Here is a 25739-nt window from a genome sequence, read left to right on the forward strand (position 1 = left end):
AAATTTTCCCTAATTATTTTAAAGACTTTTTACAAAAATACCAGTCAATGCATTCATATCCTTCTTTTAATCTCTTAACTGCTTCCTCGTATGTTGTGGGAGGTGGCACAATCACTTTAGTGTTTTCCTCTGTAAATTCCCAAGTTTGCGGATTGGGCACCCAGTTGGCTGGAGTTGCAACACCGTACTTGTCTGCAGTTTGCAAAGCATCAATAAGTCTCAAAATTTCTCTCATGTTTCTACCACAACTTAAAGGATAGTAAATAATTGCTCTTATCTTGCCATTGGGATCTATTATAAATACCGCTCTTACTGTAGCTGTGCTACTTTCTTTAGGATGAAGCATTCCATAAAGCTTAGCAACTTTGCCATCAACATCTGCTACAATTGGAAATGGAATTTCAATTCCTGTCTTTTCTTTTAAATTCATTACCCAGGCAATGTGCGAAAAATTGCTGTCAATACTTAATCCAAGAAGCTGAACATTTCTTTTCTCAAACTCTTCTTTCATCTGAGCAAAGGCTAAAAATTCTGTGCTACAAACAGGGGTAAAATCAGCGGGATGTGAAAAAAACACCACCCACTGACCTTTGAAATCTTCTGGAAAAGAAATTGGTCCCATAGTAGTCATCGCTTCAAAAGCTGGTGCTTGATCCCCTATTCTTGGCATAGCCTGAACTTCTCTTACCTCCTCCATCTTCCCCCTCCTTTTTAATTTTTATTTAACTGAAAATTAATTTTAATACCAATTTTTTATTTGTCAAGAACAATTTTTCAAAATTTAACCCTTGACAAATGTCCTAAAATAGATTTTATTAAATTAAACGAATCTTTAAGTACTTTTGCAGGAGGATGATAATGGATTTTGAAGAAATTGTAAGTTTAGAGGAAAAAATAGATGCTCTTATTTCCTTGGTAATAAAGTTAAAAAACGAAAAGGAAGAGTTACTTAATAAATTAAAGGAAAAAGAAGAAGAAAATACAAAACTTTTAGAAGAAATAAATAGGAGGGAGGAAGAAAGAAGAATAATAAAAGAAAGAATTGGTAGTTTAATAGAAAAACTCTCCAAAATATAGTATGGTAAAAATGCAAAATGTAAGGGAAATCAGTTTTGAATTTTTAGGGCAAACCTTCCTTTTCCGGTCTTTTGTTCCGGAAGAGGAGGTTAAAGAAGTTTTAGAATATTTAGAGGATAAAAAAAGAGAAGTAGAAAGTTTTAAAAAGGTTCCTACTTTTAAATTGGCTGTATGGCTTCTTTTACAAGTTGCACACGATTATATAAAAGTAAAAAAAGAGAAAGAGGCATTGGAAAGGTGTATTAAAACACAACTTAATAAAGTGGGAGAGTTTTTAGAAAGGGAAATAATATCCTGGGGTGTGCGTGAGGATGATAAGGACCTGCCAAGCTGACACTATTGAAATGAAAGGGCAAGGTGGTTCTGGGGCTCTTTTGCCTGTAAAAAGGCGTCAAGGGCTGACCAGACCCCACCCTAAAAGTATTTTCAATAGAGCTTGGAGCAGGCAGTCCTCACGGCATCCCGGGATCTCTTTTTTTCTATAAAAATCATTTTAAAACCTCTTCTTTCTTCCTCCCTCCCAAAATTTTTAATAAAAAATTTTTATTTTGTGGGAGGAATAACATGAGTCTTCTCTGGGGTATTCTTGTAGGAATTTTAATTGGCATAACTTTGGCATTAGGCTATATATACTTTCTGAAAAAGAAAGAAATAGAAACAAGAAAAACAGCAGAAACTATTTTAAAAGAAGCTGAGGAAAAGGCTAAGGAAATTCTTAAAAATGCTGAGAATGAAGCAAAACTCAAACTTCAACAGGCAGAAATTCAAATAAAAGAGGAAATCCTGGCTCATAAACAGGCTCTGGAAAAGGATTTTGAAAAGAGATTAAAAGAAGTTTCCTTAAAAGAAGAAAGAATTCTTCACAAAGAAGAAAATCTTATAAAGAAAGAAGAAATTTTGGAAAAAAAGTTTAGGGAAATTGAAGAGATAAAAACTATTCTTGAAAATGAAAAAAAGCAGATTGAAGAAATATTAAAGCAAACTAAGGAGGAGTTGGAAAGAATTTCTGGTCTTTCTGAAAAGGAAGCTAAAGAACTCATTCTCAAAAAAGTGGAAGAAGAACTTAGGGAAGAAAAGGCAAAACTTATTATGAAAATTGAAAACGAAGTAAAAGAAGAAGCCAAAAGAAGGTCTCAGGAAATTTTAGCTTATGCCGTAGCAAAAGCTGCCGTTCCATTTGTTACGGAAAAAACTGTTTCGGTTGTTCAGCTTCCAAACGAAGAAATGAAAGGAAGAATAATTGGAAGGGAAGGAAGAAATATTAGAACCTTTGAAACCTTAACAGGGGTTGATCTTTTAATAGATGATACTCCTGAGGTTGTTGTTTTATCCTGTGCTGATCCTTTAAGAAGGGAAATTGCTCGTATTGCTTTAGAGAGACTCATAGCAGATGGCAGAATACACCCTGCAAGAATTGAAGAGGTTGTAAAACAGGTTGAGGAAGAAATGGAACAACATCTAATGGAAGTTGGAGAAAAAGCCTGCTTTGAACTTGGTATTTACGGACTTCATCCTGAACTTATTAAGCTTATAGGAAAATTAAAATATAGAACAAGTTACAGTCAAAATGTATTACAGCATTCCATTGAAACTGCTATAATTGCTGGAGCTCTGGCAGGAGAACTTGGAATAGATGTTAAAAAGGCAAAAAGAGCTGCCTTACTACATGACATAGGAAAGGCAACCTCCTATGAAATGGAAGGTCCACATGCACTAATAGGAGCTGAAATAGCAAGAAAGTACGGAGAAGAAGAGGATATTGTTAATGCCATAGCCTCACATCATGAAGATATTCCTGTAACAAGTATTTTGGGAATAATACTTCAAATCTCTGATGCGATCTCAGGTGCAAGACCTGGAGCAAGAAGAGAACTGCTTGAAGCCTATATTAAAAGAATAAAAGAACTTGAAGCCATTGCTTCTTCTTTTGAAGGAGTGGAAAAAGCCTTTGCCATACAGGCTGGGAGAGAAATAAGGGTTATTGTAGATGACAAAAAAATAAGCGATGAAGAAGCTTATATACTTGCCCGTGAAATTGCTCAAAAAATAGAAAAAGAATTAACCTATCCAGGAATCATCAAAGTTACCGTAATTAGAGAAACGAGGGCTATTGAATATGCAAAATAAAGTAAAAATACTTTTTTTCGGAGATATTGTAGGAAGCTCAGGAAGAAAAGCCATAAAAATCTTTTTACCTGAACTGATTAAGAAGTATAAACCCCACTTTATAATTGCAAACGCAGAAAATGCAGCAGGTGGATATGGTCTTACTGAAAAGGTTGCTGAAGAACTTTTTTCTTACGGAATAGATGTCTTAACCTCTGGTAATCATATCTGGAAAAAGGAATTTTTTCCCTACCTTCAAAAAACCGATAAAGTCTTAAGACCGGCAAATTATGGAGAAGGAGCACCAGGAAAAGGATGGAATATCTATACTAAAGAAAATATTAAATTGGGGGTAATTAATCTTGAAGGAAGAATTTTTATGAGACCACTTGAAAACCCCTTTACTGTTGGTAAAAATCTTGCAGAAAAAATTAAAAAAGAAACCCCCTTTATAATTATTGATTTTCACGCAGAAGCTACCTCAGAAAAACTTGGCTTAGGATATTTTTTGGATGGCTTTGTCTCAGCAATCATCGGAACCCATACTCATGTTCAAACCTCAGACGAAAGAATTATGCCAAAGGGAACCGGCTATATAACTGATGTAGGAATGTGCGGAGCAGTAGAAAGTATTATAGGAATGAAAATAAATCAAGCTTTAGAAATGTATCTCACCATGGTCCCAAGAAAGTTAGAGGTTGAAAAAGGAGAAAAAGTCAAAGTTGAAGGAATTTACCTTGAACTAAATGAAGAAGGAAAAACCGATTATATAGAAAGATTCAGACTTATTGAAACATAAAAAATTTACTTTCCATAATTCTTTTTCCACCACTTTTTAAATAACTCTCTTCTCAAAGTGGAAAGTCTATCCACAAACAATATTCCATCAAGGTGATCATTTTCGTGCTGAAAAACTACAGCAGATATTCCTTCTAATTCTCTTTCAAAGAGGTTTCCATCTAAATCATAGGCTCTTACATAAAGTTTAGCAAACCTCTTAACAGGTGCATAATACCCAGGAATGCTTAAACATCCCTCTTCATAAACAACTTCTCCCTCAGCAGAAAGTATTTCCGGATTTATATAAACTTCAAGCTTTCTTTTCCCTTCTCTTTGAGAAACATCCATTATAAAAAATCTCTTTAAAATTCCTACCTGATTTGCCGCAAGACCAATTCCTTTAGCTTTATACATAGTTTCAGCCATTTTTTCTATAATTTGTTTCAACTCACCATTTATGTTTTCTACAGGCTTTGCCTTTTCTCTTAGCGCTGGATGTCCCAAAATGAATATTTCCATATCTTTCCCCAAATTATAGTTGATTTTAATTTAAAACTTTTTTTTATTTTTTCAAGGTTAACCTCTGTATAAACCTCCATTTATGTGGAATACGCAACCTGTTATGTAGGAAGCCTTTTCGCTTGCCAAAAAGGCAGTTAAATGTGCTACCTCTTGTGGAAGTCCTGCTCTTTTAAGTGGAATCTGCTGTAAAAATGCCTCTTTAATTTTTTCGGGAAGTCCTGCTGTCATATCTGTTTCTATATAGCCTGGAGCAATTACATTTACTGTAATATTCTTTCCTGCAACTTCTAAGGCAAGTGCTTTTGAAAATCCAACAATCCCAGCTTTTGCCGCTGCATAATTAGTTTGACCGGGATTTCCTGTAAAAGCTACTACTGAAGAAATATTTATGATTCTTCCCCACTTTTCTTTAATCATCATAGGAAGAACGGCTTGAGTAACATAAAAAACTGAATATAAGTTTGTTTTTATTACACTATCCCAATCCTCTTCTTTCATCCTCAAAAACAAAGCGTCTCTCACAATTCCTGCATTGTTAACAAGGATATGAATACTTCCCACTTCTTTTTCAATTTCTTTTATTTTTTCTCTCACTTCTTGAGGATTAGCAACATCAAATCTTGAAAGATAGGCTTTCCCTTCTATTTTTTCTATTTCTTCAGCCAAGCTTTTTGCCTTATCCTCTGATCCTTTGTAGTTAATAATTACTGTAGCTCCGTTTTTAGCAAGTTCATAAGCTATTGCTCTTCCAATACCTCTTGAAGCACCTGTTACCAATGCTACTTTCCCACTAAGCTCTGCCATCTTCCCCCTCCTAAAATTTTGTAAAAACATTTTAAAAATTAACGGAAAGTTTGTCAATTTCTATTGACATTTAATATAAGTTATGTTACACAAATAAGTAAAAATACTTAAAAGGAGCATCCTATGATAGAAATAAGAATACATGGAAGAGGTGGACAAGGAGCAGTTACTTCAGCAGAATTAATTGCTACAGCAGCTATTAATCAAGGAAACTTTGCTCAGGCTTTTCCAAGTTTTGGACCTGAAAGAAGGGGAGCCCCTGTTCAGGCTTTTGCAAGGATTGATAAAAAAAGAATTCGCACAAGAGAAAAAATATACCATCCAGATGTCGTTCTCGTGCTTGATCCTACTCTTTTTAAAATTACAAAAGTAACTGATGGTTTAAAAGAAAATGGTATAGTAATTTTAAATTCTAATCTTTCTGAAGAAGAAATTAGAAAGCTTCTCGGCGGTTACAAGGGAAGACTTGCCCTTGTTGATGCAACAAAAATTGCCATTGAAGAACTCGGTCTTCCTATTACCAATACTACCATGCTTGGTGCCTTCATAAAGGCAACAGGACTTATTGAGGTAAAATACATGGAAGATGCTTTAAAAGAAAGATTTGGAAAGCTTGCTGAGAAAAATATAAAAGCCTTAGAAAGGGCATTAAATGAAACCAAAATTTACGAGTAAAGGAGTAAGCCATGCCAAAAGATCAGGGATTAATTAGCTGGAAAAAGTTGGCTCCTGGGATGTTTATTTTGGAACCAGGGAATTCTGTTAAATTCAAAACAGGAGACTGGAGAGCCTATAAACCTGTTCTTGATAAAGAAAAGTGTATAAAGTGTGGTATGTGTTATGCACTCTGTCCTGATTTATGTTATAAAAAGGATGAGGAGGGATACTTTATTGCTGATCTTTATTATTGTAAAGGTTGTGGAATATGTGCAGCCAATTGTCCAAAGGGTGCCATTACAATGGTTTTAGAGGAGGCATAAAATGGGCAGACCTGTTGCTAAAGAAGTTTCCATTGCTATAGCAGAGGCAGTTGCTCAATGCAAAGTAGATGTGGTCTCAGCTTATCCTATTACTCCTCAAACTCATATCGTTGAACATCTGGCAGAACTCGTAAACAACGGGGAGCTTGATGCTGAATACCTTCCTGTTGAATCTGAACACGCAGCTATGAGTGCCTGCATAGGAGCAGCTGCAACTGGTGCAAGAACTTTCACCTCAACAGCTTCTCAAGGCTTGCTTCTTATGTATGAAAATCTATTTATTGCTTCTGCCTTTAGACTTCCTATAGTTATGGTTATTGCCAATCGCTCAATTTCAGCCCCTATCAGTATCTGGAACGATCACTCCGATGTTATGACTATGAGAGATTCGGGCTGGATTCAAACCTTTGCAGAAAACGGACAGGAAGCGGTTGATCTTATTTATCATGCTTATAGAGTTGCTGAAAAGGCTTTGCTTCCTGTAGCTGTAAATATAGATGGTTTTACACTCTCTCATGTTATAGAACCTATTGAATTTCTTGATCAGGAGCTTGTTGATAAATACATCCCCCCACTTCGTATGAAATATAAGTTAGATCCTAAAAAACCAATTACCATGGGTGCTATCGGTGTTCCTGAAATATATACAGAAGCCAAAAAAGCGCAAGACGAGGCTCTAAATGCCTCTTACAAAATAATAGTTAATGCTTGGAAGGAATTTGAAAAACTTACAGGAAGAAGATACCTACCTGTTGAGACTTACAGAATGGAAGATGCAGAAGTGGCTCTTATAATTATGGGAAGTCTTGCAGAAACAGCCATGAATGCAGCTGATTTATTAAGAGAAAAGGGTAAAAAAGTAGGAGTTTTAAGATTTAGACTCTGGAGACCCTTTCCTTTAAGAGATTTTCTTAAGTCTATAGGAGGGGTAAAAGCTATAGGGGTTGTTGATAGAGCCGTGAGTCACGGTTCAACAGGAGGCCCTGTAGGTATTGAAGTTCGCTCAGCTCTTTATCAATCTAACAAAAGACCAAAAGTAGTGAACTTTGTAGCAGGACTTTCTGGAAGAGATGTAACAGTAGAGGATTTTGTAGAACTTTTTGAAAGAACCTACGAAGCTATAAGTAAAAAACCAAAATTTTCCTATGAAATTTACGGAGTAAAGGAGTAAAGCCATGAGACCGGAATTAAAAAACTTTAAGGGATTTAATTTAAAAAATCTACCAGAATATGATGGTTTTGCCCCTGGTCATAGAGCTTGTCAGGGATGCGGAACAGTTTTACCTCTTAAACTTGCTTTGAAAGCCCTTGGTCCAAATACAATCGCAGTTTCAGCAACTGGTTGTATGGAAATCATTTCAAGTCCCTTTCCCTATACCTCGTGGAAAATTCCTTGGATTCATGTTGCCTTTGAAAATGCAGCTTCTGTTGCCTCAGGCATTGAAGCAGCCATAAAGGTTCTGAAAAGAAAGGGGAAAATCTCAAAAGAAAAAAAGATAAATGTAGTTGTCTTTGCAGGAGATGGTGCAACCTTTGACATAGGGCTTCAATTCCTCTCAGGTGCTTTAGAAAGAGGACATGATTTTATCTACATTTGTCTTGATAACGAAGCTTACATGAATACAGGTGTTCAGAGGTCAGGAGCAACTCCTTACGGAGCTCATACAACTACAAGCCCTGCTGGAAAGGTAGTAAAGGGACAGGTAACATGGAAGAAAAACATTATGGGAATAGTGGTAGCCCACAACATTCCCTATGCAGCAACCGCAAGTCCAGCCTATCCTATTGACCTTATGAATAAAGTAAAAAAAGCCTCTTTAATAAATGGTCCCTCTTTTATTCATGTTTTTTCTCCCTGCCCAACAGGATGGGGATGTAAAAGTGAGGATAGCATTACGATTGCCAGACTTGCTGTGGAAACCCGTATCTTTCCTTTATATGAAGTAATAGAGGGAAGATACATTCTTAACAGAAAAATTGATAAGCCTAAACCTGTTGAGGAATATCTAAAGCTTCAAAGAAGATTTAGGCATTTAACTCCTGAGCAGATAGAATACATTAAAAAGCGTGTAGATGAAGAATACGAAAAAATTGTTAAGCTTTCTGAGTGTTTTGGAGTAGAAACACAGGCTTCTTGACGCTTTTTAAATATAGATTATATTAAAATTTAATCTTGCGGGCGTAGCTCAGCCTGGTAGAGCGACAGCTTGCCATGCTGTAGGTCGCGGGTTCGAATCCCGTCGCCCGCTTTTAAAATCCTTTTCTTGGGAGACCCAAATGAAAATAACTTTTTATGGACACTCTTGTTTTAAAATCGTAACTGAGGAAGGAAAAAAAATCCTTATAGATCCTTGGATAAGCAATCCTCTTGCTCCGAAAAATGTTGATCTTGGTCCCTATGATTTTATTTTAATAACTCATGCACACGGAGACCACCTGGGAGATGTTCTTAAACTTGCAAGAACTGCAGTCACAGAAGTAATTGCCATTCACGAAATACAGCAATATCTACTTAAACACGGAATACCAAAGGTAACAGGAATGAATATAGGAGGAACCTACAAAGTAAATAATTTAGCTTTTACTATGGTTCCAGCTCTTCATAGTTCTTCTTTTCCTGATGGAAGTTATGGAGGAAGTGCCTGCGGATTTGTAATTACTTTGGAAAATGGCGTCTCTATTTACCACGCCGGAGATACAGGTTTATTTTATGATATGAAATTAATTGGAGAGCTTTATTCCCCTAAAATAGCTCTACTTCCTATTGGAGACCACTATGTAATGGGTCCCAGAGAAGCAGCAAAAGCCTGTGACCTTATAAAACCAGAAATAGTAATACCTATGCATTATGGAACCTTTCCAATTCTTACAGGTGATGTAGAAAGTTTTGAATTGGAACTTAAAAAATATAAACTTCCAATTACTGTAATCACTCCCGAATTAGGAAAAGAGATAACTCTTTAACGCTATTAACGCTATGCCTTTTTTACTTTCTATTTCAGGATATCATAATGCTGGAAAAACAACTCTTGCCCTTTCTTTATTTGAAGTGCTTAAAAAAAGAGGTTATAAAATTGCCGTAGTGAAATCCTCAAAAGAAAAAAGCGTCTTAACAGATACACCAGAAAAAGATACCTGGCTATATAGAGAAGCTAAGGTTCCTGTAGTTGGCTTTTTTCAGGAAAATTTATTTACTCTTTACTTAAACCCAGAAATACTCAACTTATCATCTTTTAAAGATTGGTATGTATTTTTTTTATCTCTTTTCTGGGATTTCAATCTTGTTATTTTAGAGGGTTTTAAAAGTTTTGATATGATTTATAAGCTATGGGTGGTAAAGGAAAATGACGAGGATTTAAAGAAGATAAAAGCTGAGACAAAAAATTTGCTTGGCTTTGTGGTAAAAAATGAATTAGAAAAATGGAAAAATCTTTATCCTGAAGAAAGATTTTTTCTTTTTAATGAGATTGATATCTTAGCAGATTTTATAGAAGAGCTTATAAAAAAGTATGAGCCAAGGACTTTACTTAAGGTTAATGGTAAAAAAATACCCATGAAGAGTTTTGTTGAGGATGTTCTTATTTATCCCCTATTAGGCTTTATTAAGGCTTTAAAGGGTGTTCCAGAAAGTGTAGAAGATATAGAAATTAAAATTAAGTTCAATAAAGAACTTGACAAAGAAGATATTTAATTTATATTTGTAAACACAAATTAAATTGAAATTAAATGGGCCGGTAACTCAGCCAGGCAGAGTACCAGCCTTTTAAGCTGGGAGTCGTAGGTTCGAATCCTACCCGGCCCATTTAAAAAGATTTTGCCCCCATCGTCTAGCCAGGTCCAGGACACCGGCCTTTCACGCCGGCGACAGGGGTTCAAATCCCCTTGGGGGCGCTTTTTATTCCCAAAATTTCTCTTAATTCTATGAATAAAGAACTTGCTATAGTTCTCTTAAGCTCAGGAATGGATAGTGCGGTATGTGCAAGTATAGCCTCTCAAAACCATCGTTTAGCCTTTTTACACTTTCAATACGGACAAAAGGCTCAAGAAAAAGAATTAGAATGTTTTTATAAATTGGTAGAATTTTTTAAACCAGAAAAGTTTAAAGTAGTTGAGCTTGCCTTTTTTAAAGATTTTGGTGGGTCAAGTCTCATTTCTGACGAGCTTGAAATTCCAGAAAAGCAAGAAATTGGAATCCCTTCTACTTATGTGCCCTTTAGAAACGGGGTTTTTTTAAGTATTGCAACAGCATGGGCAGAAACCATAGAAGCAAAAAAAATATTTATAGGAGTAAATGAAGTTGATTTTTCCGGATACCCCGATTGTAGAAAGGAATTTATAGAAGCCTTTAATCAAGCTATAATTAAAGGCACAAAACCTGAAACCAATATTAAAATAGAAACCCCTATTATAAATCTCACCAAGAAAAAAATTGTTGAACTTGGCTTAAAATTGGGAACTCCCTTTCATCTTACCTGGTCATGTTATAGGGGTGGAGCTAAAGCTTGCGGAAGGTGTGATTCCTGTAGACTGAGACTTAAAGCCTTTAAAGAAGCTGGAATAGAGGATCCCATCCCTTACGAAAATGTTTGAATGTAAAAGATGTGGTTTGTGCTGTCAAGGTGAAAGCACAATAAGTCTTTCTAAAGAGGATATTTCAAGAATTGCTAAATTTTTAAATATTTCTGAAGATGAATTTTTAGAAAAATACACAGTTAAAAAAGGTATTTTCAGAATAGAAATGAAAACTAAAAATGGTTATTGCGTATTTTTTGATGAAAAAGAAAGACTCTGCAAAATCCATCCTGTTAAACCTGAGAAGTGTAAAGAATGGCCTTTCGTCCCTGCCATTTTTAAAGATGAGGAAACATTTAGAATTATTCAAAATTCCTGTTTAGGACTTAGAGAATTAAGTTGGGAAAAATTAAAATCTTTTAAAAACTTGCATAAATAAAAAAGTGTTTTAAACTTATAACAAAACTTGCAGGGAGGATTGATTCAATGACCGAAGAAAAACTTAGGTTTTACAAAAGTTTGGGATTAAAGCTAACTCCTCAGAGACTTGCCATTTTAGAATATCTTGAAAATAATAGATCTCATCCATCAGCTGAAGATATTTACAATGCCTTAAAACCTCGTTTCCCAAGCATGTCTTTTGCTACTGTTTACAATACATTGGAAGTGCTTGTAGAAAAAGGGTTAATAAAAGAGATAAATGTTGAAAGCACAAGAAAAAGGTTTGATGCCTTTACTCATCCACATCATCATTTCTTTTGCAAAGGCTGTAAAAAGGTTATAGATATTGAAAATCTTGAGAATAACATTAAAGTGCCTGAAGAAATAAAAAATTGTGAATTAACTGAATATCAAATTGTTTTTTATGGCTTTTGTCCTGAGTGCAAGAAAAAGCAGGAATCTCATTTATCTTGACAAAAAATAAAGTTTATATTATTTTATTAATTTGTAGAGAATTGAGGGCCCGTAGCTCAGCTGGTTAGAGCCACCGGCTCATAACCGGAAGGTCCCAGGTTCGAATCCTGGCGGGCCCACTAAAAATATATGCCTCTTTTAGTAAAAGATTTTTACAATTTATTAGAAACTTTAGCACCTCTTCAAATAGCAGAAGTTCAAGATAATAACGGATTACAAATAGGTTCATTTTTAAATCCTGTTTCTGGAGTTCTTCTAACTGTAGATGTATCAAAGGAGGCTGTTTACTATGCTTTAGAGAAAAAACTTAATTTAATTATAAGCCACCATCCCCTTATCTACAAACCAATCACAAGTATTATAAAAGATGACTACAAAGGTAGTCTGATATACTCTCTTATAAAGAGCGACTTAAACCTTATCTCTTGGCATACTCCCCTTGATAAAATCTCTGATGGAGTTTCTGAAGCTTTTATAAAGGCTCTAAACCTTGAAGGTTCAGATTTTATTTTAAAAGAAAAAAATGAAATTTTTGGTCTTGGAAGGGTTGTATACTTAAAAAAATCTATTAAACTGCAGGATTTAGCTAAAAAAATTAAGGAACTTATTAATAGCTGGATTATGGTAGTAGGAGATCCAGAAACAGAAATAGATTCTTTTGGATTCTGTGGAGGCTCAGGAGCTTTCTTAAAAGAAAAATTAAAAAGTCTTGGAATAAATACCTTAATCACTTCTGATGTAAAATATCATACTGCTTATGAGGCTTTTGAAGAGGGTTTTAACTTTATCATCATAGATCACGGAATTTCTGAAAGTTTTGTGCTTCCTTTCCTGAAAGAAAAGATTCAAGAATTTTTAAAAACTAACCAGGCAGATTTACCTATAGAAATATTTAAAAACAAAAGTCCTTATAAAATTTTTCCAGAAGAAGGAGGGTTAGATGCAAGAAGAAATACTTAGACTTATTGAATTGCAAAAAATTGACTTAGAAATTCTTAAAATCGAAAAAAACATGCAGGAAATACCTCAATCTTTACAAAAAGCTCAAAAGGAAAAAGAAGAACTAAACAAAAAACTGGAAAATCTTAATCAGCTCATAGAAGAGAAGAAAAAACAGAAGGATCTTTTTGAAGAGGAATTAAAACAGGAATATCAAAGACTTAAAAGCACTCAAGCACGCTTAATCCAGATTAGAGGAACAAGGGAATATCAACTACTTTTAAGAGAAATTGAAGAAATTAAGAAAGCAAATAAACAAAAAGAGGATGAGATTTTAAAAATGATGGAGGAAATAGAAAATCTGGAAAAAGAAAAAGAAAAACTTGAGGAGGAGATGAAAAGATTAGAAAATGTATATCAGGAAGAAAAGCAGAAATTTGACTCCTTCTGTGCTGAGCTTTCAGCAAGCAAGGATAAACTTTTACAAAAGAGAGAAAAAATTGCCAAAAAAATCCCTTCAGCTCTTTTGAAAAAGTATGAGGCTATAAGACTAAAGAAAGGTGGAGTGGGAATAGCTCCTGTAGATAACTATGTATGTGAAGGCTGTCATATGGCTATTCCACCTCAACTTTATAACGAACTTCAGAGAGATAACCGATATTACGAGTGTCCGCATTGCAAAAGATTAATTTATTATAAAAGAATTTACATCAAGGAAGAAGAAAATAAATCCTCTTTAAAAGAAGCTTCTTCATCCTCTTAAATGAGTCCCATAGTTTTAAAACTTTCAGAGGATCTTTCAAACCTTGAAGAACTTTCTAAAAAAGTAGCTCTTTACTTAAAGGAAGACAAGGTTGGAGCCATACCTACTGAGACATTTTATGGACTTGCTGCAAATCCTTTTTCGGAAAAAGCCTTAGAAAAGCTCTTTCATCTTAAAAAAAGACCTTATAACAAACCCATTCTTCTTCTCATAGGAAGTTTAGAACAGCTTTCACTTGTAGTAGATGAGATTCCACCTGTTGCAGAAAAGTTGATTTCAAAATTATGGCCCGGTCCTTTAACCATAGTTTTTAAAGCTAAGGATACGATTTCACCAATGCTTACTGCTAAAACAGGGACAATAGGGGTAAGACTTTCTTCTTCTCCTGTAGTAAGGAAAATATGTGAAGTTTTTGGATTACCTATCACAGGAACAAGCGCAAACATCAGTGAAAATAAACCCTCAAGAAGTGCAGAGGAAGTATTAAGTGAGTTACCAGAAGTAGATTTTGTTTTAGATGGGGGAAGACTTTCTGCTAAAGCCCCCTCAACTGTAATTTCTGTAGTAGAAAATAAGGTTTCTTTAATAAGAGAAGGAGAAATTCCCTATAAAAAAATAAAAGCTATTTTGACTTCTTAAACGATCTTACTCCTCCTCTAATTCTATCTCCAAATAAGAGTGACCACATTCATAACATTTTACATCTAATACATTTCCTAAATGTGCTACATATAAAGTATCTGCTCCACAGATTTTGCAAATTTCTCCTATATTTTCCTCTTTTATAGCATTAAGTATATCTTCTTTAATATCTTCTGGTATATCCGGATCAAAAATCACTTTCACTCTATCCTCCCCTTTTTAAATTCACTAAAAATTCTATCAAAAAAAACCGACTTTGTAAAGAGAATTTAAAAAAATTTTTAAAAATTTTTGGAAATTATAGTATCTTTCTGATAATTATCTCTTTTGTAAGGAAATTCAATGAGATAGTGAGTTCCTCTTGATTCTAATCTTTTAAGAGCAGATTTTATTATCAATTCTGCCACTACTGCAATTTTTTTTAGCTCCATGGTATCTAAATCAAGATAAATTCCTTTCCAATTTTCTTCTATCTCTTTTTTGATAAATTCTATTCTTTTTTTAGCAAATTCTAACATTTTTAAACTTCTGACAATTCCGACAAAGTCCCACATTATTTTTCTTATCAAATCCCAGTTATGAGATATAAAGACCTTTTCTTCTTTAATTTCTTTAACAGCTAATTCTTTAGGAAGTGGTTCTTTTATTTTTAGGTCTTTAAGTTCTTTCCACATCTCTTTTATTTTAATACTTGCTTGATGGGAAAAACAAAGAGCCTCAAGAAGAGAATTTGAGGCAAGTCTATTTCCTCCGTGAAGACCTGTGCAAGCACATTCTCCTACAGCAAAAAGATTGGGAATGTCTGTTTGACCCCATATATTGGTGTATATTCCACCACAGAGATAATGTGCTGCTGGAACAACAGGAATGGGTTGTGAAGTTATATCTATTCCGTATTTTAAACAGGTTTCGTATATGTAAGGAAATCTTCTTTTTATGTAATCAGAAGGAAGATGGGAAATATCAAGATAAACGCATTCTGCACCTGTTTTTTTAAGTTCCATATCTATTGCTCTTGTAACCACATCTCTTGGAGCAAGTTCTTTTTTTACAGGTTCGTATTTATGCATAAACCTTTTTCCTTCTGCATTAAGAAGCACTGCTCCCTCACCCCTTAAAGCCTCTGATATAAGAAAATTTTTGGCTTTAGGATGATACAAACAAGTTGGGTGAAACTGCACAAATTCCATATTGGCAATTCTACAACCTGCCTGATAAGCAAGAGCTATTCCATCTCCTGTTGCGGTATCAGGATTGCTGGTATACAAATAAACTTTTCCTGCCCCTCCTGTGCATAAGGCAACTACTTTAGCTAAATAAATTACAGGTTTTATGTGAGTAAGATCAAGAACAAGAGCTCCAATAACCCTTGAGGGTTTAAAAAAATCTTCAAGAATGAGCCTTACTACAAAATGATTTTCAAGAATTCTTATATTTTCTAATTCAAGAACCCTTTCTATTAAAGTGTTTTCTATAGCCCTTCCTGTATAATCTCCAACATGAAGAATTCTTTTTCTTGAGTGTCCCCCTTCAAGAGTTAGATGAAATTTCTCAGGATTTTCAAGATCTCTATCAAACTTAACTCCCCAGCTTATAAGCTCCTTTATTCTTTCTGGGGCAGATTTAATCACCAATTCAACAACTTCTCTTTTACAGAGCCCGTCCCCAACGGTAAGAGTATCCTTTATGTGTAAATCAAAACTATCATCTTCACCCATAACGCAGGCTATACCACCTTGAGCCAAAACTGTTGCTGTTTCAAATGCTCTTTTTTTGGTAAGAATAGTAATTTCACCAAGATCTTTAAGTTTTAGAGCAAGACTTAAACCTGCAATACCCGAACCTATTATAAGAATGTCAGTTTTAAAAATGTCCATTTTAAACCTCTTCTTTAGTTAGTGGCTTTCTTTGTAAAAAGTATTGTAAGAGTTCAGGTCCACTTTTAAAAAATATTGGAGACTGATATGCTTCTTTTTCGCAGAATTTCACATCTCTCACCTTCTTTTTGTGCTTGGTAACATCAAAAATAGCAAAAGGAACGGGTTTTCCTGAATGAGTTCTTATGGAAATGGGGGTTAGATGGTCGCAACAAACGAGAATCCTGTATTTTTTAGTAACTTCATTTATTCTTTCAAGAAGGTATCTAACTACCCTTCTATCAAATTCATTTATAGCCTTTATTTTCAATTCCAAGGAACCCTGATGGGAAACCTCATCTGGGGCTTCAACATGGATAAGAACAAAATCGTGATCTTTTAATGCTTCAAGGGCATAATCAACCTTACCTTCGTAATTGGTATCAAGGTATCCTGTTGCACCTGGAACATTAATTACCGTCATTTTAGCAAGAACTCCCAATCCTTTAATCAAGTCAACTGCAGAAATTACTGCCCCCTTTAAGCCCCATTTTTCAGAGAAAGGCTCAAGTTCTGGAGTTCTACCCTGCCCCCAAGGCCATATAGCATTTGCTGGAGGAAGACCGTTTAACTTTCTTCTAAGATTGACAGGATGTTTTTCTAAAACTTCTATGGCTTTAATCATAAATTCTTTAAGATAGGGCTCTTCGTCATAAGCACTAATAGCAAACCAGACGCTTTTCCCTATAAGATCGTGGGGTGGATAGGTGTGAAGTCCCCCCGAACCTCCTCTCCAAATAAGAATGTGTCTATAGCTTACTCCAGGAATTATCTCTATTTTATCTGTTCCTGCATTTCTATTAACCGCTTCTATCAATTCTACTGCTTCTTCTGTAGAGATATGCCCTGCAGAGTAATCTTCCATGATAAGATCTTCTCCTTCAAACCTCAAAGTTACAAGATTGCATCTGTAAGCTACATCCTCTGGTTTTAATTCTATCCCCCTGCTTGCTGCCTCAATAGGTCCTCTTCCAGTATATTTTTCTTCGGGTGGATAGCCAAGTAATCCCATAATAGCTACATCCGAGCCAGGATGCATATTAGGAGGAATGGTTTGGCACATTCCTATTTCACCATAAGAAGCTATAAAATCCATGCCCGGAGTGATAGCTACCTCAAGAGGAGTTTTATTTTTTATCTCCTTTATAGGAAAGTCTCCCATGCCATCTCCTATAAGAACTATATACTTCATTCCCTTAGGTGGAGGTGGAAATTCTTCTAAAATTCCACCCGAAGAAAGTGCTTCCTGAAATAAGGTATCCTTCTTTTTTCTTCTCCCCATCTACATACCCCCTTCTTTACTTAAGAAACTTGGCTATAACAAAAGCTAATCTAAAAAATAAGAAGAAAAACAAAGTTAACAAGATCTGAGTAAAAAAATCAGTAGGAGAAAGAAGAAGTGAAAGAATGTAAAAAAATCCCAAAAAATAAAGCCTTCTCTTTTTATAAAACTCCTGAGTAATAAGTTCTTCTCTTATAAGAAGAGCAAAAAACAAAGGAATTTGAAAGACAAAAACTGAAAACAAAAGCACTCTTAATACAAAAAAAAGAAAATAGTTAATTTTTAGATTGGCTTCAAAATTTCTACCAAAAAAGAGAAAAATCTTTAAAAAAGTAGGAATAAACAAAAAATAGCCTACTAAAAGCCCTAAAATGCCAAGAAAAAAGGAAACGAAAAAAAGCTTTTTTAAAAATTCCTTTTCAGGTTCAAAAAATTCCTGAGAAATTGCTCGAAAAAGGCGGAGAAGTAGAAAGGGAAATGTTATGGTAAGGGCTAAATAAAAGGATGCTCTCAGAATAACAAAAAGAGCTTCTTCAATACTTGTAAAAACAAGGGGTTGTCCTTTAAGAATTCCGTAATAGGGATACATAAGATAGGGAAAAATATAGGGAAAAAGGAAAAAAAGGAAAATCCACAAAAGAAAAAATATCAGAACAAAGATTATAATTTCTCGCCTTATTCTTTCAAGAACATCAACAGCAAAAATTTTAGGAAAGAGTATCCTTTTCATCAGACTTTATAGAATTTTTAAGAATCTCAACTGAATTCTCTTTTAACTTCTCTAACTCTTTTTTGGTTTCTTTAACCTCTTCTTCTAATTCCTCTATCTCAAGCTCTTTTTTTAATTCTTCTATTCCCTTTTTAAGTTCAAGGGTAAGTTTTCCCAAAAATTTTCCAAGCTCAGGAAGTTTTTCAGGACCAAGAACAATTAAAGCTACTAAAAATATAATAAGGGCTTCTGAAAATCCTATATTAAACATTTATGTATTCCCTTGGAATAGATTTTCCTAAATTGCAAAAGAGTTCATAGCTAATAGTTCCTGCAAGGGATGCAAGCTCGTCTGCAGAAACCTCTTCATTTTCTCCTCCAAGAAGAATAACCTCATCTCCTACCTTTACAGATTCAACCTCAGTTACATCTAAATAAAGTGCTTTCATTGAGACATTCCCCACTACCTTAACCCTTTTTCCTTTACAAAAAGCAAAGCCTTTATTACTTAAACTTCTTAAATAGCCATCTCCATAACCAACAGGAACAATTCCAAGAACTGTGCGTCTTTCAGCTTTAAAATTTGGACCATAACCTACATATTCACCTTTTTTAACCATTTTTATCTCAACTATTCTTGACCTGAGAGTCATAACTGGATAAAGTTTTATAAGCTTTCTTGCAGAATAAGATGGATAACCTCCATAAAGACTTATTCCTGGTCTAACGAGATTTCCTTTTTCAGGTAAGAATATTATACCACCTGAATTGGCAAAATGAATATATTCCGGAATAATTTTTACATTTTTTAATTTTTCTAAAACATCTTTAAAGTTTTTTAATTGGGTTTTTGTTAACTCGTGCTCAGGATTTTCAGATGAACTAAGATGAGTCATAACTCCTTTAAGGCTAAGCTGAGGAAAACCCAAAAGATTTTTTAAAAATATGTCAAGTTTTTCAATTTCAAGCCCAAATCTATGCATGCCCGTATCTACTTTGAGGTGAAATTCCCACTTTATTTCTTTTTTCTTTACGAATTCAACTAACCATTCATAGGTTCTTAAACTTGTAACCACAGGAGTGATGTTTAATTCATACATATCAGGAAGCCAGTCCTTTTCAAATCCTGAAAGAAGTAAAATAGGGTGGTTAATACCGTTTTTTCGCAATATGAGAGCCTCTTCTGGTTCAGAAAGTCCAAAACCAAAAACCCCTTCCCTAGAAAGAGCCTTGGCAACCTCTAAAAGACCATGTCCATAGGCATCGTTTTTAATTACAGGAAGAATTTTTGTATTCTCAGGTAAAAAACTTTTTAATGCAGATAAGTTTTTTTTGAGATTTTTTAGATTTATCTCAAGTTTTTTAAACCAGATAATGATTAACTCTCCTTTTTCAATTTACTTACATAGTCTGAAGCGTTCAAACCTGCTATACAACCTTCTCCAACAGCTTTAGCAACCTGCAGAGGAGGACCTGTTATATCACCACAGGCAAAAATTCCTTCCACATTGGTTTTCATGTTTTTGTCTACCTTTACATAATTAAATGTTTCAGGATCAAGTTCAATCCCAAGAGGGGCAAGAAGCTCAAGAGGTCCCTTTGCTCCTTCTTCAATAAAAATTCCATCAACTTTTAAAATACTTCCATCAACAAGTTTAACCCCTTCAACCTCTTTTTCTCCAACTATTTCAACAGGTTTTTTATCAAGTATTTCTATTCCCATTTTTGCAAGGACTTCTTTTTCCTCTGAAGGAAATTCTCCTTTAGAAAAATAAAAATAAACCTTTTCGGCAAATTGAGTTAAAAACTTTGCTCCCCAAATAGCAGAACTTCCATCTCCAATAACCATTACTTTTTTTCCTTTATAAAACCAGGCATCACAATCAACACAGTAAGACACTCCTTTACCAACGAAATTTTTCTCCTCCTTAAAAAAGCTCCTTTTTCTTTTTACACCCATAGCAAGTATAAGGGCTAAAGCTGTAAATTCCTTTTCCTTTTCGGTAATGAGCTTAAATCCTGTCTCTAAAGGCTCTATTTTGATGATGTCTTCTTCTAAAATACTAACGCCTGCCTTTTTAAGCTGGTCAATCCCTGCAAAAAGAAGCTCCTTCCCATCTACTTTTTCTTTAAATCCAAAGTAATTTTCTATATGAGCAGAGGCAAGAGCACTTTCAGATAGCTTACCAAAAATAATTACCTTGTTTTTTCTTCTTCCTGCATGAATACCTGCCTGAATACCTGCTGGTCCTAATCCAATAATAGCTATGTCGTAATCCAATTTAAACCCCCTAAAGTATTTTTTATTTTTCTATTTTATCAGAAGGGATTTCTTTATTCTCAAATAAGGTGTCTTCTGAAATTTTTATTCTGTAGTCTTCGTTAATCCAGTGATAAAGGTCTGCAAGCTTACATTCTTTGGAACAAAAGGGTCTATAGGGATTATTTTCCCAAGAGGTCTTTTTTTTGCAAACAGGACACCTAACCTTTAACTTACTACCCATATAGCTCTATCCTCAAAATAGGAAATTATTTTTTGACTAACAGATCCAAGCAAAAATTCCCTTGTTTTACCCCTTCCTCTTTTTCCCACAACTAAGGTAGTATAGTTTCCCTTTTTAGCAGTTCTTATAATTTCTCCAGCAGGACCTAAAAAGCCTCTTTTGAATATAAATTTAATCCTTTCTAAGGGCATTTCGTTTTCTATTATACTACTTCTTATTTTGGTAAAAAACTCCCTATATTCTTCGTTTTTGGTAAGTTCAACAAGTTTTTCTATGTCCCCTTCGAAGTGCTTAAGATCAGAAAAGGGATAAAAGACATGAAGAAAGGTAAGGTTTACATTCTTGTGATGGGAAAAGATAAAGCTAACATAATCAACAAGTTTTAGACCTGTCTCTCCAAGATCAAGACAAACAAGAACCTTTTTATTCCAGTTTTCTCCTCTTACAAGCCAGATTGGAATAGGAGATGAAACTACGAGCTTTTGAGTAACTCCTCCCAAAATAAAAGTGGCTATTTTTGAAAGTCCCCTTCTTCCAACAACTATTGCATCAAACATATTTTCTTTAGAAAAATTTATTATGCTTTCTGCAACATCCCCATACTTAAAAAGAACCTTCGTGTAAATTTTAGCAGGTATGGCTTGCTTTAACCTTTCAGAAACCTCCTTTAGCTCTTTTTCTGCCCTTAGGTAATCTTCTTTAGCCTTTTCTTCAATTTCTACTTCTTTCAAAAGTTTTTTATAAAGATTTCTTTCTGCAGTCTCAGAGACTGCAGGATGTGGGATTATTTTAAGAAGAGTTATCTCAATTTCGGTATTGCAAAAAAGCTCTTTTAAGTAAGAAAGAATTTTATAACTTGCAGGAGTTCCATCATAGCAAACAAGTATATGGGGAATTGTTTTTGGCTTTTCTTTCATAGACTTATTTAAAGTTTTTCTAATTCAGCTTTTGCCTCATCAATTCTTTCCTTTACATTATGAAAACCTGTTCCTCCAAAAATTTCTCTTCTTTTAAAAAAATTTTCAAAAGATAACCACTGATATACATCTTCTTCAATTCTATCACAAAATTTTTTAAATTCTTCTATGCTGAGGGCTTCAAGTGGTTTTCCGTTTTTTTCTGCATAAAGAACTATTTCTCCTGTTATGTGATGAGCCCTTCTAAAAGGAATTCCTTTTATCACAAGGTAATCTGCAAGCTCAGTAGCAAGAAGGTATCCCTTTTTGAGATGAGCTTCTATGTTTTCTTTTTTCAGCTTTAATTCTTCTACTAAGAGTGCCATCATTTTTAGTGAATTTTTAGTGTTTTTAAGGGCTTGGAAAAGTGGTGGTTTGTCCTCTTGAAGGTCTCTGTTATAGCTTAAAGGAAGACCTTTTAAAAGGATTAAAAGCTGAAAAAGATTTCCGAGAACTCCTGCACTTTTTCCTCTTATTAGTTCTGCAGAATCTGGATTTTTCTTTTGAGGCATTATGGAACTTCCTGTGCAAAATCTATCTGGAAGCTCTATAAAATTAAATTCCTGGCTCATCCAGATAATAAGCTCTTCAGAAAGTCTTGAAAGATCAAGCATTATAAGGCTAAGAATAAAAAGGATTTCTGCAACAAAATCTCTTGAACTTACCGCAAAAACGCTGTTTCTCGTAATTTCTTTAAATCCAAGTTTTTCTGCTAATTTCTTTCTATCTATTTTAAAGCCACAACCTGCAAAGGCTGAGCTTCCGAGAGGTAAAATTTTGAGCCTTTTTTCGTAGTCTTTGAGCCTATCAAAGTGGTATCTTAGCATTTCGTAATAAGCCATTATCCAGTGAGAAAAAAGGACAGGCTGGGCATGCTGAAGATGGGTAAAACCTGGTATAATTACTCCGAAATATTCCTCTGCTTTGCGGATAATTGCTTTCATAAAAGATTTAAGAAGATCTTTGAGTGCTCTACACTCATCTATCAGATAAAGCCTGAGGTCTGTAACTACTTGTTCGTTTCTGCTTCTTCCTGTATGAAGTTTGTAAGCAGTTTCTCCTATTTTTTCGTATAGTGCCTTTTCTATGTTCATATGAACATCTTCGTATTCTTTGGAGAAAACGAATTTTCCGTTTTTTATTTCTTCTTCTATTTGCTTGAGACCCTTTTTTATGAGGTTGAATTCTTCTTCGGTGAGTATTTCTGCTTCTTTTAAAGCTTCTGCGTAGGCAAGGCTTGCTTTTATTTCGTAGGGAGCGAGTCTGTAATCAAAGGAGATAGATTCACTAAAATTTTCAAAAAATTTATCTGTGCTTTCCTGAAATCTTCCAGCCCAAGGCTTTTCTGACATAGCAGATATTTTACCTTATTTACCAAATTTTACCACACCAATCTACCACATCGGAAGTGGTAGATTTAGGTTTTTTTATAGAAACTGTAAATGCCAAGAATTCTGTCAACAAGGATTGATGCTGCTCCCCGAACTGAAAGGTGATTGTAATCGTCAAGTCTACCCCAGATAGGTTCTAAAAAGTAATCGCATCTATCAAGAACTTCTTCACAAAGCCCCCAAGCTGTTCCAAGAACAAGAACGAGGGGTTTTTCCCATAAAAGTTTTCTCGCTTCTTCACAGCTTATGTATTTCCTTTTGGGGGAAGCATCAGTTCCCAAAAGAACTGGCTTTTCTCCCTCTAATTTCTCTACTTCAGAAATAGCAGAATCGAGATTTTCAAATAACCTTACAAGTTTTATAGCTTCTTTCCTTAAAGGATTGTATTGAGCTCCTTTTTTTTCTAACCAGTATTTAATTAAATCTTCTGCAAGCTTTCTTTGATCTTCAAGAGGCTGTATAATGTAAACACCTTTTAATCCATAGGTTCTTGCAAGCCTTGAAAGATCGTGTAAATCAAAATTAGCAATAGCAGAAGCTATCTTCTCTCCTTTTTTGTTATAAACAGGGTAGTGGACTAAAAACATATAAAAGCGCTGAACCTTTAACAACTCTGCCAGTGTTTTCCTGTCTTCTTCTGTCAATTCAGCCTCTTTAAGTAAATAGGGCTTTCTTTTCAGAGTAATCTCTAAGGATTTTCTTCTTCTGTATTTTTCTATTTCAGCGTGATTTCCGCTTAAAAGGACCTCAGGAACTTTATATCCCATAAAGTCTCTCGGTCTTGTATAACAGGGATATTTAAGAAGTCCTGCAGAAAAAGATTCTTTTTCAACCGAGTCTTTTTTTCCAACTACTCCAGGAATAAGTCTTGCCACCGTTTCTATCAAAACAAGGCTTGCTACCTCACCTCCAAAAACTACATAATCTCCTATAGATATTTCTTCATCTACAAAGTTTTCCCTTATCCTTTCATCAATTCCCTCATATCTTCCACAGATAAGAACAAGGTGCTCTTTTTTGGAAAGTCTTTCAGCTATTTTTTGAGTTAAAACCTCTCCCTGAGGAGAAAGATATATTATCCAAGCTGAAGGATCTAAAGCCTTAATGTGAGAAATAGCCTTATAAAGTGGCTCTGGTTTAAAAACCATTCCTTCTCCGCCACCAAAAGGTTCGTCATCAACTGTTTTGTGCTTGTCTTCTGCAAAATCACGGAGATTGTAAAGATTTATCTTTAGGAGACCTTTTTCCAAAGCTTTACCAAGTAGCCCAATTCTTAAGGGTGATTCAAAATATTCAGGAAAAATAGTTATTATATCTATTTGCATAATTTTTTAAATTTTCTGACTTTCTACAAGCTCTTTTATATTTTTTACCAAAAGAGTTTTTTCCTGGAAATTAATTTCTTCTACATACTCTTCAACTAAAGGAATATAAAACTCTTCTCCCTCTTGGTTTTTCACAAGTATAAGATCGTATTCTCCCATAGGCATTATTTCTTTAATTTCTCCCCACAAATTGTTTTCCTTATCTTTTACTTTAAAACCAATAATTTGATAGTAGTAAAATTCATCTTCCCCTAATTCTGGCAAATCCTCAAGATCTATGTAAAGAATTTGATTTGTTAGGGCTTGAGCTTCTTCAAAACCTATATCCTTAAATTTAACAAGATAGATGTTATAACCAGGACCTTTTCTGATATTTTCAACTTCTAAAGGATTTTCTTTGTTTTTTGAGGGATAAAAATTTTTTATCTGAAAAAGTAATTCAGAATTAGAAAGAAGGGGAGAAACTTTTAGTTCTCCCCTTATTCCGTGAGTGGTTAATATCTTAGCAACAGGTATTAGCACTATTCAATTATTTCTAAAACTACCCTTTTGCGGAGCTTGCTTGAGGCAGCTCCCAGAATGGTTCTGATAGCTTTTGCAGTTCTACCTTCCTTTCCAATAATTTTCCCAAGATCTTCCTTTGCTACTTTCAACTCAATTACAGAGGTTTGCTCTCCCTCTATTTCGTTAATCTGAACAGCATCTGGATTGTCAACCAGCACCTTAGCAATGTGCTCTACCAACTCTTTGAGTTTGCTCATTCCTAACCCTCCTTCGGATTCCTCTTTTTAAGCTTTCCTGTCCACTTTTATTCCTATTCTCCTCAAAAGTGCTCTTACTGTCTCCGTAGGTTCTGCTCCTCTTTCAAGCCACATTTTTACTTTTTCTTCATCTACTTTAAATTCAAAAGGCTCTTTTAAAGGATCATAATAGCCCAAAATGTCTAAAAATTTACCATCTCTTGGTGCACGAGAGTCTGCAGCCACAACCCTGTAAAATGGTCTCTTTTTTCTTCCAAATCTCATTAACCTAATTCTTACAGGCACTTACTTTACCCCCCTTTATAAAAATTTTTGAACAAATATTTTAACATCCTTTTGATTTTTAGCAATCTATAGATTATATTTTTAGGTACCTTAAAAATTTCAAAAATTTTGTTATAATTTTTATATATAAATACAAAAATAAGAATATTAAGGAGGAAAGATGAAAATTGATGAAAAAAGGGTTTATGAAGTTATGAATAGAAGTCTTTTTACAGTTTTAGAAGATTCAAATATTGAGGAGATCTTAGATATTATGATTAATAATAAAATTTCTGCTGTAATCGTAACAGCAAAAAATGGGGAATTTTTAGGATTAATAAGCAAAACGGACATATTAACAGGTCTCAAAAAATACGGAGCTGAACTATTAAACAAAACAGCTGAGGATCTTCTCAATCCCAAACCTTTTACTATTGAAGGAAATGCTACCATAAAGGAGGCAGCACAAAAAAAATGCTTACTTACAAAATTCACAGACTTTTAGTAATTACTCCATCAGGAGTAGGAAAATTTATGCCTGTTGGTATTGTCTCCGCAACAGATATTTTAAAAGCTATCGCTTTTTGATTT

Annotated in this window: 35 protein-coding genes and 4 tRNA genes; 22 read left to right on the top strand and 17 right to left on the bottom strand. The window is 34.5% G+C overall.

Going from position 1 to position 25739, the window contains the following annotated elements:
• Positions 1–13: 13 nt before the first annotated feature.
• Entirely contained in the window at positions 14–697 is a 684-nt protein-coding gene (locus tag ACLGLP_RS08340; protein ID WP_492112820.1) for a peroxiredoxin, read from the bottom strand.
• A 161-nt stretch (positions 698–858) separates the two neighbouring features.
• Here ACLGLP_RS08340 and zapB point away from each other — a divergent pair, with 161 nt between their 5' ends.
• From zapB to ACLGLP_RS08360, 4 genes are all read left to right on the top strand, one after another.
• Positions 859–1077 (top strand): cell division protein ZapB, encoded by a 219-nt coding sequence (zapB, locus tag ACLGLP_RS08345; protein WP_492112821.1) that lies wholly within the window; start codon positions 859–861, stop codon positions 1075–1077.
• A 10-nt stretch (positions 1078–1087) separates the two neighbouring features.
• A complete protein-coding gene (locus ACLGLP_RS08350; protein ID WP_492112822.1) occupies positions 1088–1411 on the top strand; it encodes a cell division protein ZapA in 324 nt (107 codons plus the stop codon).
• 230 nt (positions 1412–1641) lie between these two features.
• Positions 1642–3204, top strand: coding sequence for a ribonuclease Y (gene rny, locus ACLGLP_RS08355; RefSeq protein WP_492112823.1), 1563 nt, complete (start codon positions 1642–1644; stop codon positions 3202–3204).
• A complete protein-coding gene (locus ACLGLP_RS08360; RefSeq protein ID WP_492112824.1) occupies positions 3194–3982 on the top strand; it encodes a TIGR00282 family metallophosphoesterase in 789 nt (262 codons plus the stop codon). Before rny ends, ACLGLP_RS08360 begins: the two co-directional genes overlap by 11 nt.
• 5 nt (positions 3983–3987) lie before the next feature.
• Here the strand turns inward: ACLGLP_RS08360 and def are convergent, their stop codons facing one another.
• A complete protein-coding gene (gene def, locus ACLGLP_RS08365; protein WP_492112825.1) occupies positions 3988–4482 on the bottom strand; it encodes a peptide deformylase in 495 nt (164 codons plus the stop codon).
• 57 nt (positions 4483–4539) lie between these two features.
• Positions 4540–5289, bottom strand: coding sequence for a 3-oxoacyl-ACP reductase FabG (gene fabG, locus ACLGLP_RS08370; RefSeq protein WP_492112826.1), 750 nt, complete (start codon positions 5287–5289; stop codon positions 4540–4542).
• 123 nt (positions 5290–5412) lie between these two features.
• On the opposite strand from fabG, the gene ACLGLP_RS08375 reads away from it, so the two are divergent.
• The 16 genes from ACLGLP_RS08375 (at position 5413) to ACLGLP_RS08450 (ending at position 14037) form a co-directional block, all read left to right on the top strand.
• Positions 5413–5964, top strand: a complete 552-nt coding sequence (locus tag ACLGLP_RS08375) for a pyruvate ferredoxin oxidoreductase subunit gamma (protein WP_492112827.1) — start codon at positions 5413–5415, stop codon at positions 5962–5964.
• Positions 5965–5975: 11 nt separating this feature from the next.
• Positions 5976–6269: a 4Fe-4S binding protein gene (locus ACLGLP_RS08380; RefSeq protein ID WP_492112828.1), complete on the top strand. Its 294-nt coding sequence runs from the start codon at positions 5976–5978 to the stop codon at positions 6267–6269.
• A gap of 1 nt (position 6270) precedes the next feature.
• Positions 6271–7440, top strand: coding sequence for a transketolase C-terminal domain-containing protein (locus ACLGLP_RS08385; RefSeq protein ID WP_492112829.1), 1170 nt, complete (start codon positions 6271–6273; stop codon positions 7438–7440).
• A 4-nt stretch (positions 7441–7444) separates the two neighbouring features.
• On the top strand, positions 7445–8407 hold the full coding sequence (gene porB, locus ACLGLP_RS08390) for a pyruvate synthase subunit PorB (RefSeq protein ID WP_492112830.1): 963 nt from the start codon (positions 7445–7447) through the stop codon (positions 8405–8407).
• Positions 8408–8444: 37 nt separating this feature from the next.
• A tRNA-Gly gene (locus tag ACLGLP_RS08395) sits at positions 8445–8518 on the top strand.
• A gap of 28 nt (positions 8519–8546) precedes the next feature.
• A complete protein-coding gene (locus ACLGLP_RS08400; protein ID WP_492112831.1) occupies positions 8547–9233 on the top strand; it encodes a metal-dependent hydrolase in 687 nt (228 codons plus the stop codon).
• A 13-nt stretch (positions 9234–9246) separates the two neighbouring features.
• Positions 9247–9960, top strand: a complete 714-nt coding sequence (locus tag ACLGLP_RS08405) for a molybdopterin-guanine dinucleotide biosynthesis protein B (protein WP_492112832.1) — start codon at positions 9247–9249, stop codon at positions 9958–9960.
• A gap of 37 nt (positions 9961–9997) precedes the next feature.
• A tRNA-Lys gene (locus tag ACLGLP_RS08410) sits at positions 9998–10071 on the top strand.
• 14 nt (positions 10072–10085) lie between these two features.
• Positions 10086–10160: transfer RNA gene (locus ACLGLP_RS08415), tRNA-Glu, on the top strand.
• 30 nt (positions 10161–10190) lie between these two features.
• The gene (gene queC / locus ACLGLP_RS08420; RefSeq protein ID WP_492112833.1) at positions 10191–10859 is read left to right on the top strand and encodes a 7-cyano-7-deazaguanine synthase QueC; all 669 of its coding nucleotides are present in this window, start codon (positions 10191–10193) and stop codon (positions 10857–10859) included.
• Positions 10852–11220 carry a YkgJ family cysteine cluster protein gene (locus tag ACLGLP_RS08425; RefSeq protein WP_492112834.1) on the top strand — a complete coding sequence of 123 codons (369 nt, stop codon included), beginning with the start codon at positions 10852–10854 and terminating at the stop codon, positions 11218–11220. The genes queC and ACLGLP_RS08425 overlap by 8 nt, the downstream gene beginning before the upstream one ends.
• A gap of 47 nt (positions 11221–11267) precedes the next feature.
• Positions 11268–11696: a Fur family transcriptional regulator gene (locus tag ACLGLP_RS08430; protein ID WP_492112835.1), complete on the top strand. Its 429-nt coding sequence runs from the start codon at positions 11268–11270 to the stop codon at positions 11694–11696.
• A 45-nt stretch (positions 11697–11741) separates the two neighbouring features.
• Positions 11742–11815: transfer RNA gene (locus ACLGLP_RS08435), tRNA-Ile, on the top strand.
• 10 nt (positions 11816–11825) lie between these two features.
• On the top strand, positions 11826–12656 hold the full coding sequence (locus ACLGLP_RS08440; protein ID WP_492112836.1) for a Nif3-like dinuclear metal center hexameric protein: 831 nt from the start codon (positions 11826–11828) through the stop codon (positions 12654–12656).
• Positions 12637–13398 carry a zinc ribbon domain-containing protein gene (locus ACLGLP_RS08445; protein WP_492112837.1) on the top strand — a complete coding sequence of 254 codons (762 nt, stop codon included), beginning with the start codon at positions 12637–12639 and terminating at the stop codon, positions 13396–13398. Before ACLGLP_RS08440 ends, ACLGLP_RS08445 begins: the two co-directional genes overlap by 20 nt.
• Entirely contained in the window at positions 13399–14037 is a 639-nt protein-coding gene (locus tag ACLGLP_RS08450; protein WP_492112838.1) for an L-threonylcarbamoyladenylate synthase, read from the top strand.
• A gap of 6 nt (positions 14038–14043) precedes the next feature.
• Here ACLGLP_RS08450 and ACLGLP_RS08455 read toward each other — a convergent pair whose 3' ends face one another.
• The 14 genes from ACLGLP_RS08455 to rpsP form a co-directional block, all read right to left on the bottom strand.
• A complete protein-coding gene (locus tag ACLGLP_RS08455) occupies positions 14044–14244 on the bottom strand; it encodes a hypothetical protein (protein WP_492112839.1) in 201 nt (66 codons plus the stop codon).
• A gap of 77 nt (positions 14245–14321) precedes the next feature.
• Entirely contained in the window at positions 14322–15917 is a 1596-nt protein-coding gene (gene nadB, locus ACLGLP_RS08460) for an L-aspartate oxidase (RefSeq protein ID WP_492112840.1), read from the bottom strand.
• Position 15918: 1 nt separating this feature from the next.
• Positions 15919–17238: a cofactor-independent phosphoglycerate mutase gene (locus ACLGLP_RS08465; RefSeq protein WP_492112841.1), complete on the bottom strand. Its 1320-nt coding sequence runs from the start codon at positions 17236–17238 to the stop codon at positions 15919–15921.
• 16 nt (positions 17239–17254) lie between these two features.
• The gene (locus ACLGLP_RS08470) at positions 17255–17968 is read right to left on the bottom strand and encodes a twin-arginine translocase subunit TatC (RefSeq protein WP_492112842.1); all 714 of its coding nucleotides are present in this window, start codon (positions 17966–17968) and stop codon (positions 17255–17257) included.
• Positions 17946–18218, bottom strand: coding sequence for a Sec-independent protein translocase protein TatB (gene tatB / locus ACLGLP_RS08475; RefSeq protein WP_492112843.1), 273 nt, complete (start codon positions 18216–18218; stop codon positions 17946–17948). Before tatB ends, ACLGLP_RS08470 begins: the two co-directional genes overlap by 23 nt.
• Complete coding sequence (gene alr / locus ACLGLP_RS08480; protein WP_492113744.1) at positions 18211–19344, bottom strand: alanine racemase; 1134 nt, start codon at positions 19342–19344, stop codon at positions 18211–18213. Before alr ends, tatB begins: the two co-directional genes overlap by 8 nt.
• Positions 19326–20228, bottom strand: a complete 903-nt coding sequence (locus ACLGLP_RS08485; RefSeq protein WP_492112844.1) for an NAD(P)/FAD-dependent oxidoreductase — start codon at positions 20226–20228, stop codon at positions 19326–19328. The genes alr and ACLGLP_RS08485 overlap by 19 nt, the downstream gene beginning before the upstream one ends.
• A 22-nt stretch (positions 20229–20250) precedes the next feature.
• The gene (locus ACLGLP_RS08490; protein ID WP_492112845.1) at positions 20251–20451 is read right to left on the bottom strand and encodes a DNA gyrase inhibitor YacG; all 201 of its coding nucleotides are present in this window, start codon (positions 20449–20451) and stop codon (positions 20251–20253) included.
• On the bottom strand, positions 20436–21368 hold the full coding sequence (locus ACLGLP_RS08495; RefSeq protein ID WP_492112846.1) for a universal stress protein: 933 nt from the start codon (positions 21366–21368) through the stop codon (positions 20436–20438). Before ACLGLP_RS08495 ends, ACLGLP_RS08490 begins: the two co-directional genes overlap by 16 nt.
• 8 nt (positions 21369–21376) lie before the next feature.
• Positions 21377–22759, bottom strand: a complete 1383-nt coding sequence (gene argH / locus ACLGLP_RS08500) for an argininosuccinate lyase (RefSeq protein WP_492112847.1) — start codon at positions 22757–22759, stop codon at positions 21377–21379.
• 65 nt (positions 22760–22824) lie between these two features.
• A complete protein-coding gene (trmD, locus tag ACLGLP_RS08505) occupies positions 22825–24123 on the bottom strand; it encodes a tRNA (guanosine(37)-N1)-methyltransferase TrmD (RefSeq protein ID WP_492112848.1) in 1299 nt (432 codons plus the stop codon).
• Between the two features lie 6 nt (positions 24124–24129).
• Positions 24130–24645 carry a ribosome maturation factor RimM gene (rimM, locus tag ACLGLP_RS08510; RefSeq protein WP_492112849.1) on the bottom strand — a complete coding sequence of 172 codons (516 nt, stop codon included), beginning with the start codon at positions 24643–24645 and terminating at the stop codon, positions 24130–24132.
• On the bottom strand, positions 24645–24884 hold the full coding sequence (locus tag ACLGLP_RS08515; protein ID WP_492112850.1) for a KH domain-containing protein: 240 nt from the start codon (positions 24882–24884) through the stop codon (positions 24645–24647). Before ACLGLP_RS08515 ends, rimM begins: the two co-directional genes overlap by 1 nt.
• 27 nt (positions 24885–24911) lie before the next feature.
• On the bottom strand, positions 24912–25169 hold the full coding sequence (rpsP, locus tag ACLGLP_RS08520) for a 30S ribosomal protein S16 (protein ID WP_492112851.1): 258 nt from the start codon (positions 25167–25169) through the stop codon (positions 24912–24914).
• Between the two features lie 160 nt (positions 25170–25329).
• On the opposite strand from rpsP, the gene ACLGLP_RS08525 reads away from it, so the two are divergent.
• On the top strand, positions 25330–25653 hold the full coding sequence (locus ACLGLP_RS08525; RefSeq protein WP_492112852.1) for a CBS domain-containing protein: 324 nt from the start codon (positions 25330–25332) through the stop codon (positions 25651–25653).
• Positions 25623–25736, top strand: a complete 114-nt coding sequence (locus ACLGLP_RS08530) for a CBS domain-containing protein (RefSeq protein WP_492112853.1) — start codon at positions 25623–25625, stop codon at positions 25734–25736. Before ACLGLP_RS08525 ends, ACLGLP_RS08530 begins: the two co-directional genes overlap by 31 nt.
• Positions 25737–25739: the final 3 nt, after the last annotated feature.

The sequence above is a fragment of the Caldimicrobium sp. SLHALR3 genome (assembly GCF_058692735.1).

Bases quoted from the DNA above. Each gene is read 5' to 3' on its own strand.
- ACLGLP_RS08340 (WP_492112820.1), bottom strand. From the start codon at position 697: ATGGAGGAGGTAAGAGAAGTTCAGGCTATGCCAAGAATAGGGGATCAA.
- zapB (WP_492112821.1), top strand. From the start codon at position 859: ATGGATTTTGAAGAAATTGTAAGTTTAGAGGAAAAAATAGATGCTCTT.
- ACLGLP_RS08350 (WP_492112822.1), top strand. From the start codon at position 1,088: ATGCAAAATGTAAGGGAAATCAGTTTTGAATTTTTAGGGCAAACCTTC.
- rny (WP_492112823.1), top strand. From the start codon at position 1,642: ATGAGTCTTCTCTGGGGTATTCTTGTAGGAATTTTAATTGGCATAACT.
- ACLGLP_RS08360 (WP_492112824.1), top strand. From the start codon at position 3,194: ATGCAAAATAAAGTAAAAATACTTTTTTTCGGAGATATTGTAGGAAGC.
- def (WP_492112825.1), bottom strand. From the start codon at position 4,482: ATGGAAATATTCATTTTGGGACATCCAGCGCTAAGAGAAAAGGCAAAG.
- fabG (WP_492112826.1), bottom strand. From the start codon at position 5,289: ATGGCAGAGCTTAGTGGGAAAGTAGCATTGGTAACAGGTGCTTCAAGA.
- ACLGLP_RS08375 (WP_492112827.1), top strand. From the start codon at position 5,413: ATGATAGAAATAAGAATACATGGAAGAGGTGGACAAGGAGCAGTTACT.
- ACLGLP_RS08380 (WP_492112828.1), top strand. From the start codon at position 5,976: ATGCCAAAAGATCAGGGATTAATTAGCTGGAAAAAGTTGGCTCCTGGG.
- ACLGLP_RS08385 (WP_492112829.1), top strand. From the start codon at position 6,271: ATGGGCAGACCTGTTGCTAAAGAAGTTTCCATTGCTATAGCAGAGGCA.
- porB (WP_492112830.1), top strand. From the start codon at position 7,445: ATGAGACCGGAATTAAAAAACTTTAAGGGATTTAATTTAAAAAATCTA.
- ACLGLP_RS08400 (WP_492112831.1), top strand. From the start codon at position 8,547: ATGAAAATAACTTTTTATGGACACTCTTGTTTTAAAATCGTAACTGAG.
- ACLGLP_RS08405 (WP_492112832.1), top strand. From the start codon at position 9,247: ATGCCTTTTTTACTTTCTATTTCAGGATATCATAATGCTGGAAAAACA.
- queC (WP_492112833.1), top strand. From the start codon at position 10,191: ATGAATAAAGAACTTGCTATAGTTCTCTTAAGCTCAGGAATGGATAGT.
- ACLGLP_RS08425 (WP_492112834.1), top strand. From the start codon at position 10,852: ATGTTTGAATGTAAAAGATGTGGTTTGTGCTGTCAAGGTGAAAGCACA.
- ACLGLP_RS08430 (WP_492112835.1), top strand. From the start codon at position 11,268: ATGACCGAAGAAAAACTTAGGTTTTACAAAAGTTTGGGATTAAAGCTA.
- ACLGLP_RS08440 (WP_492112836.1), top strand. From the start codon at position 11,826: ATGCCTCTTTTAGTAAAAGATTTTTACAATTTATTAGAAACTTTAGCA.
- ACLGLP_RS08445 (WP_492112837.1), top strand. From the start codon at position 12,637: ATGCAAGAAGAAATACTTAGACTTATTGAATTGCAAAAAATTGACTTA.
- ACLGLP_RS08450 (WP_492112838.1), top strand. From the start codon at position 13,399: ATGAGTCCCATAGTTTTAAAACTTTCAGAGGATCTTTCAAACCTTGAA.
- nadB (WP_492112840.1), bottom strand. From the start codon at position 15,917: ATGGACATTTTTAAAACTGACATTCTTATAATAGGTTCGGGTATTGCA.
- ACLGLP_RS08465 (WP_492112841.1), bottom strand. From the start codon at position 17,238: ATGGGGAGAAGAAAAAAGAAGGATACCTTATTTCAGGAAGCACTTTCT.
- ACLGLP_RS08470 (WP_492112842.1), bottom strand. From the start codon at position 17,968: ATGAAAAGGATACTCTTTCCTAAAATTTTTGCTGTTGATGTTCTTGAA.
- tatB (WP_492112843.1), bottom strand. From the start codon at position 18,218: ATGTTTAATATAGGATTTTCAGAAGCCCTTATTATATTTTTAGTAGCT.
- ACLGLP_RS08490 (WP_492112845.1), bottom strand. From the start codon at position 20,451: ATGGGTAGTAAGTTAAAGGTTAGGTGTCCTGTTTGCAAAAAAAAGACC.
- ACLGLP_RS08495 (WP_492112846.1), bottom strand. From the start codon at position 21,368: ATGAAAGAAAAGCCAAAAACAATTCCCCATATACTTGTTTGCTATGAT.
- argH (WP_492112847.1), bottom strand. From the start codon at position 22,759: ATGTCAGAAAAGCCTTGGGCTGGAAGATTTCAGGAAAGCACAGATAAA.
- trmD (WP_492112848.1), bottom strand. From the start codon at position 24,123: ATGCAAATAGATATAATAACTATTTTTCCTGAATATTTTGAATCACCC.
- ACLGLP_RS08515 (WP_492112850.1), bottom strand. From the start codon at position 24,884: ATGAGCAAACTCAAAGAGTTGGTAGAGCACATTGCTAAGGTGCTGGTT.
- ACLGLP_RS08525 (WP_492112852.1), top strand. From the start codon at position 25,330: ATGAAAATTGATGAAAAAAGGGTTTATGAAGTTATGAATAGAAGTCTT.
- ACLGLP_RS08530 (WP_492112853.1), top strand. From the start codon at position 25,623: ATGCTTACTTACAAAATTCACAGACTTTTAGTAATTACTCCATCAGGA.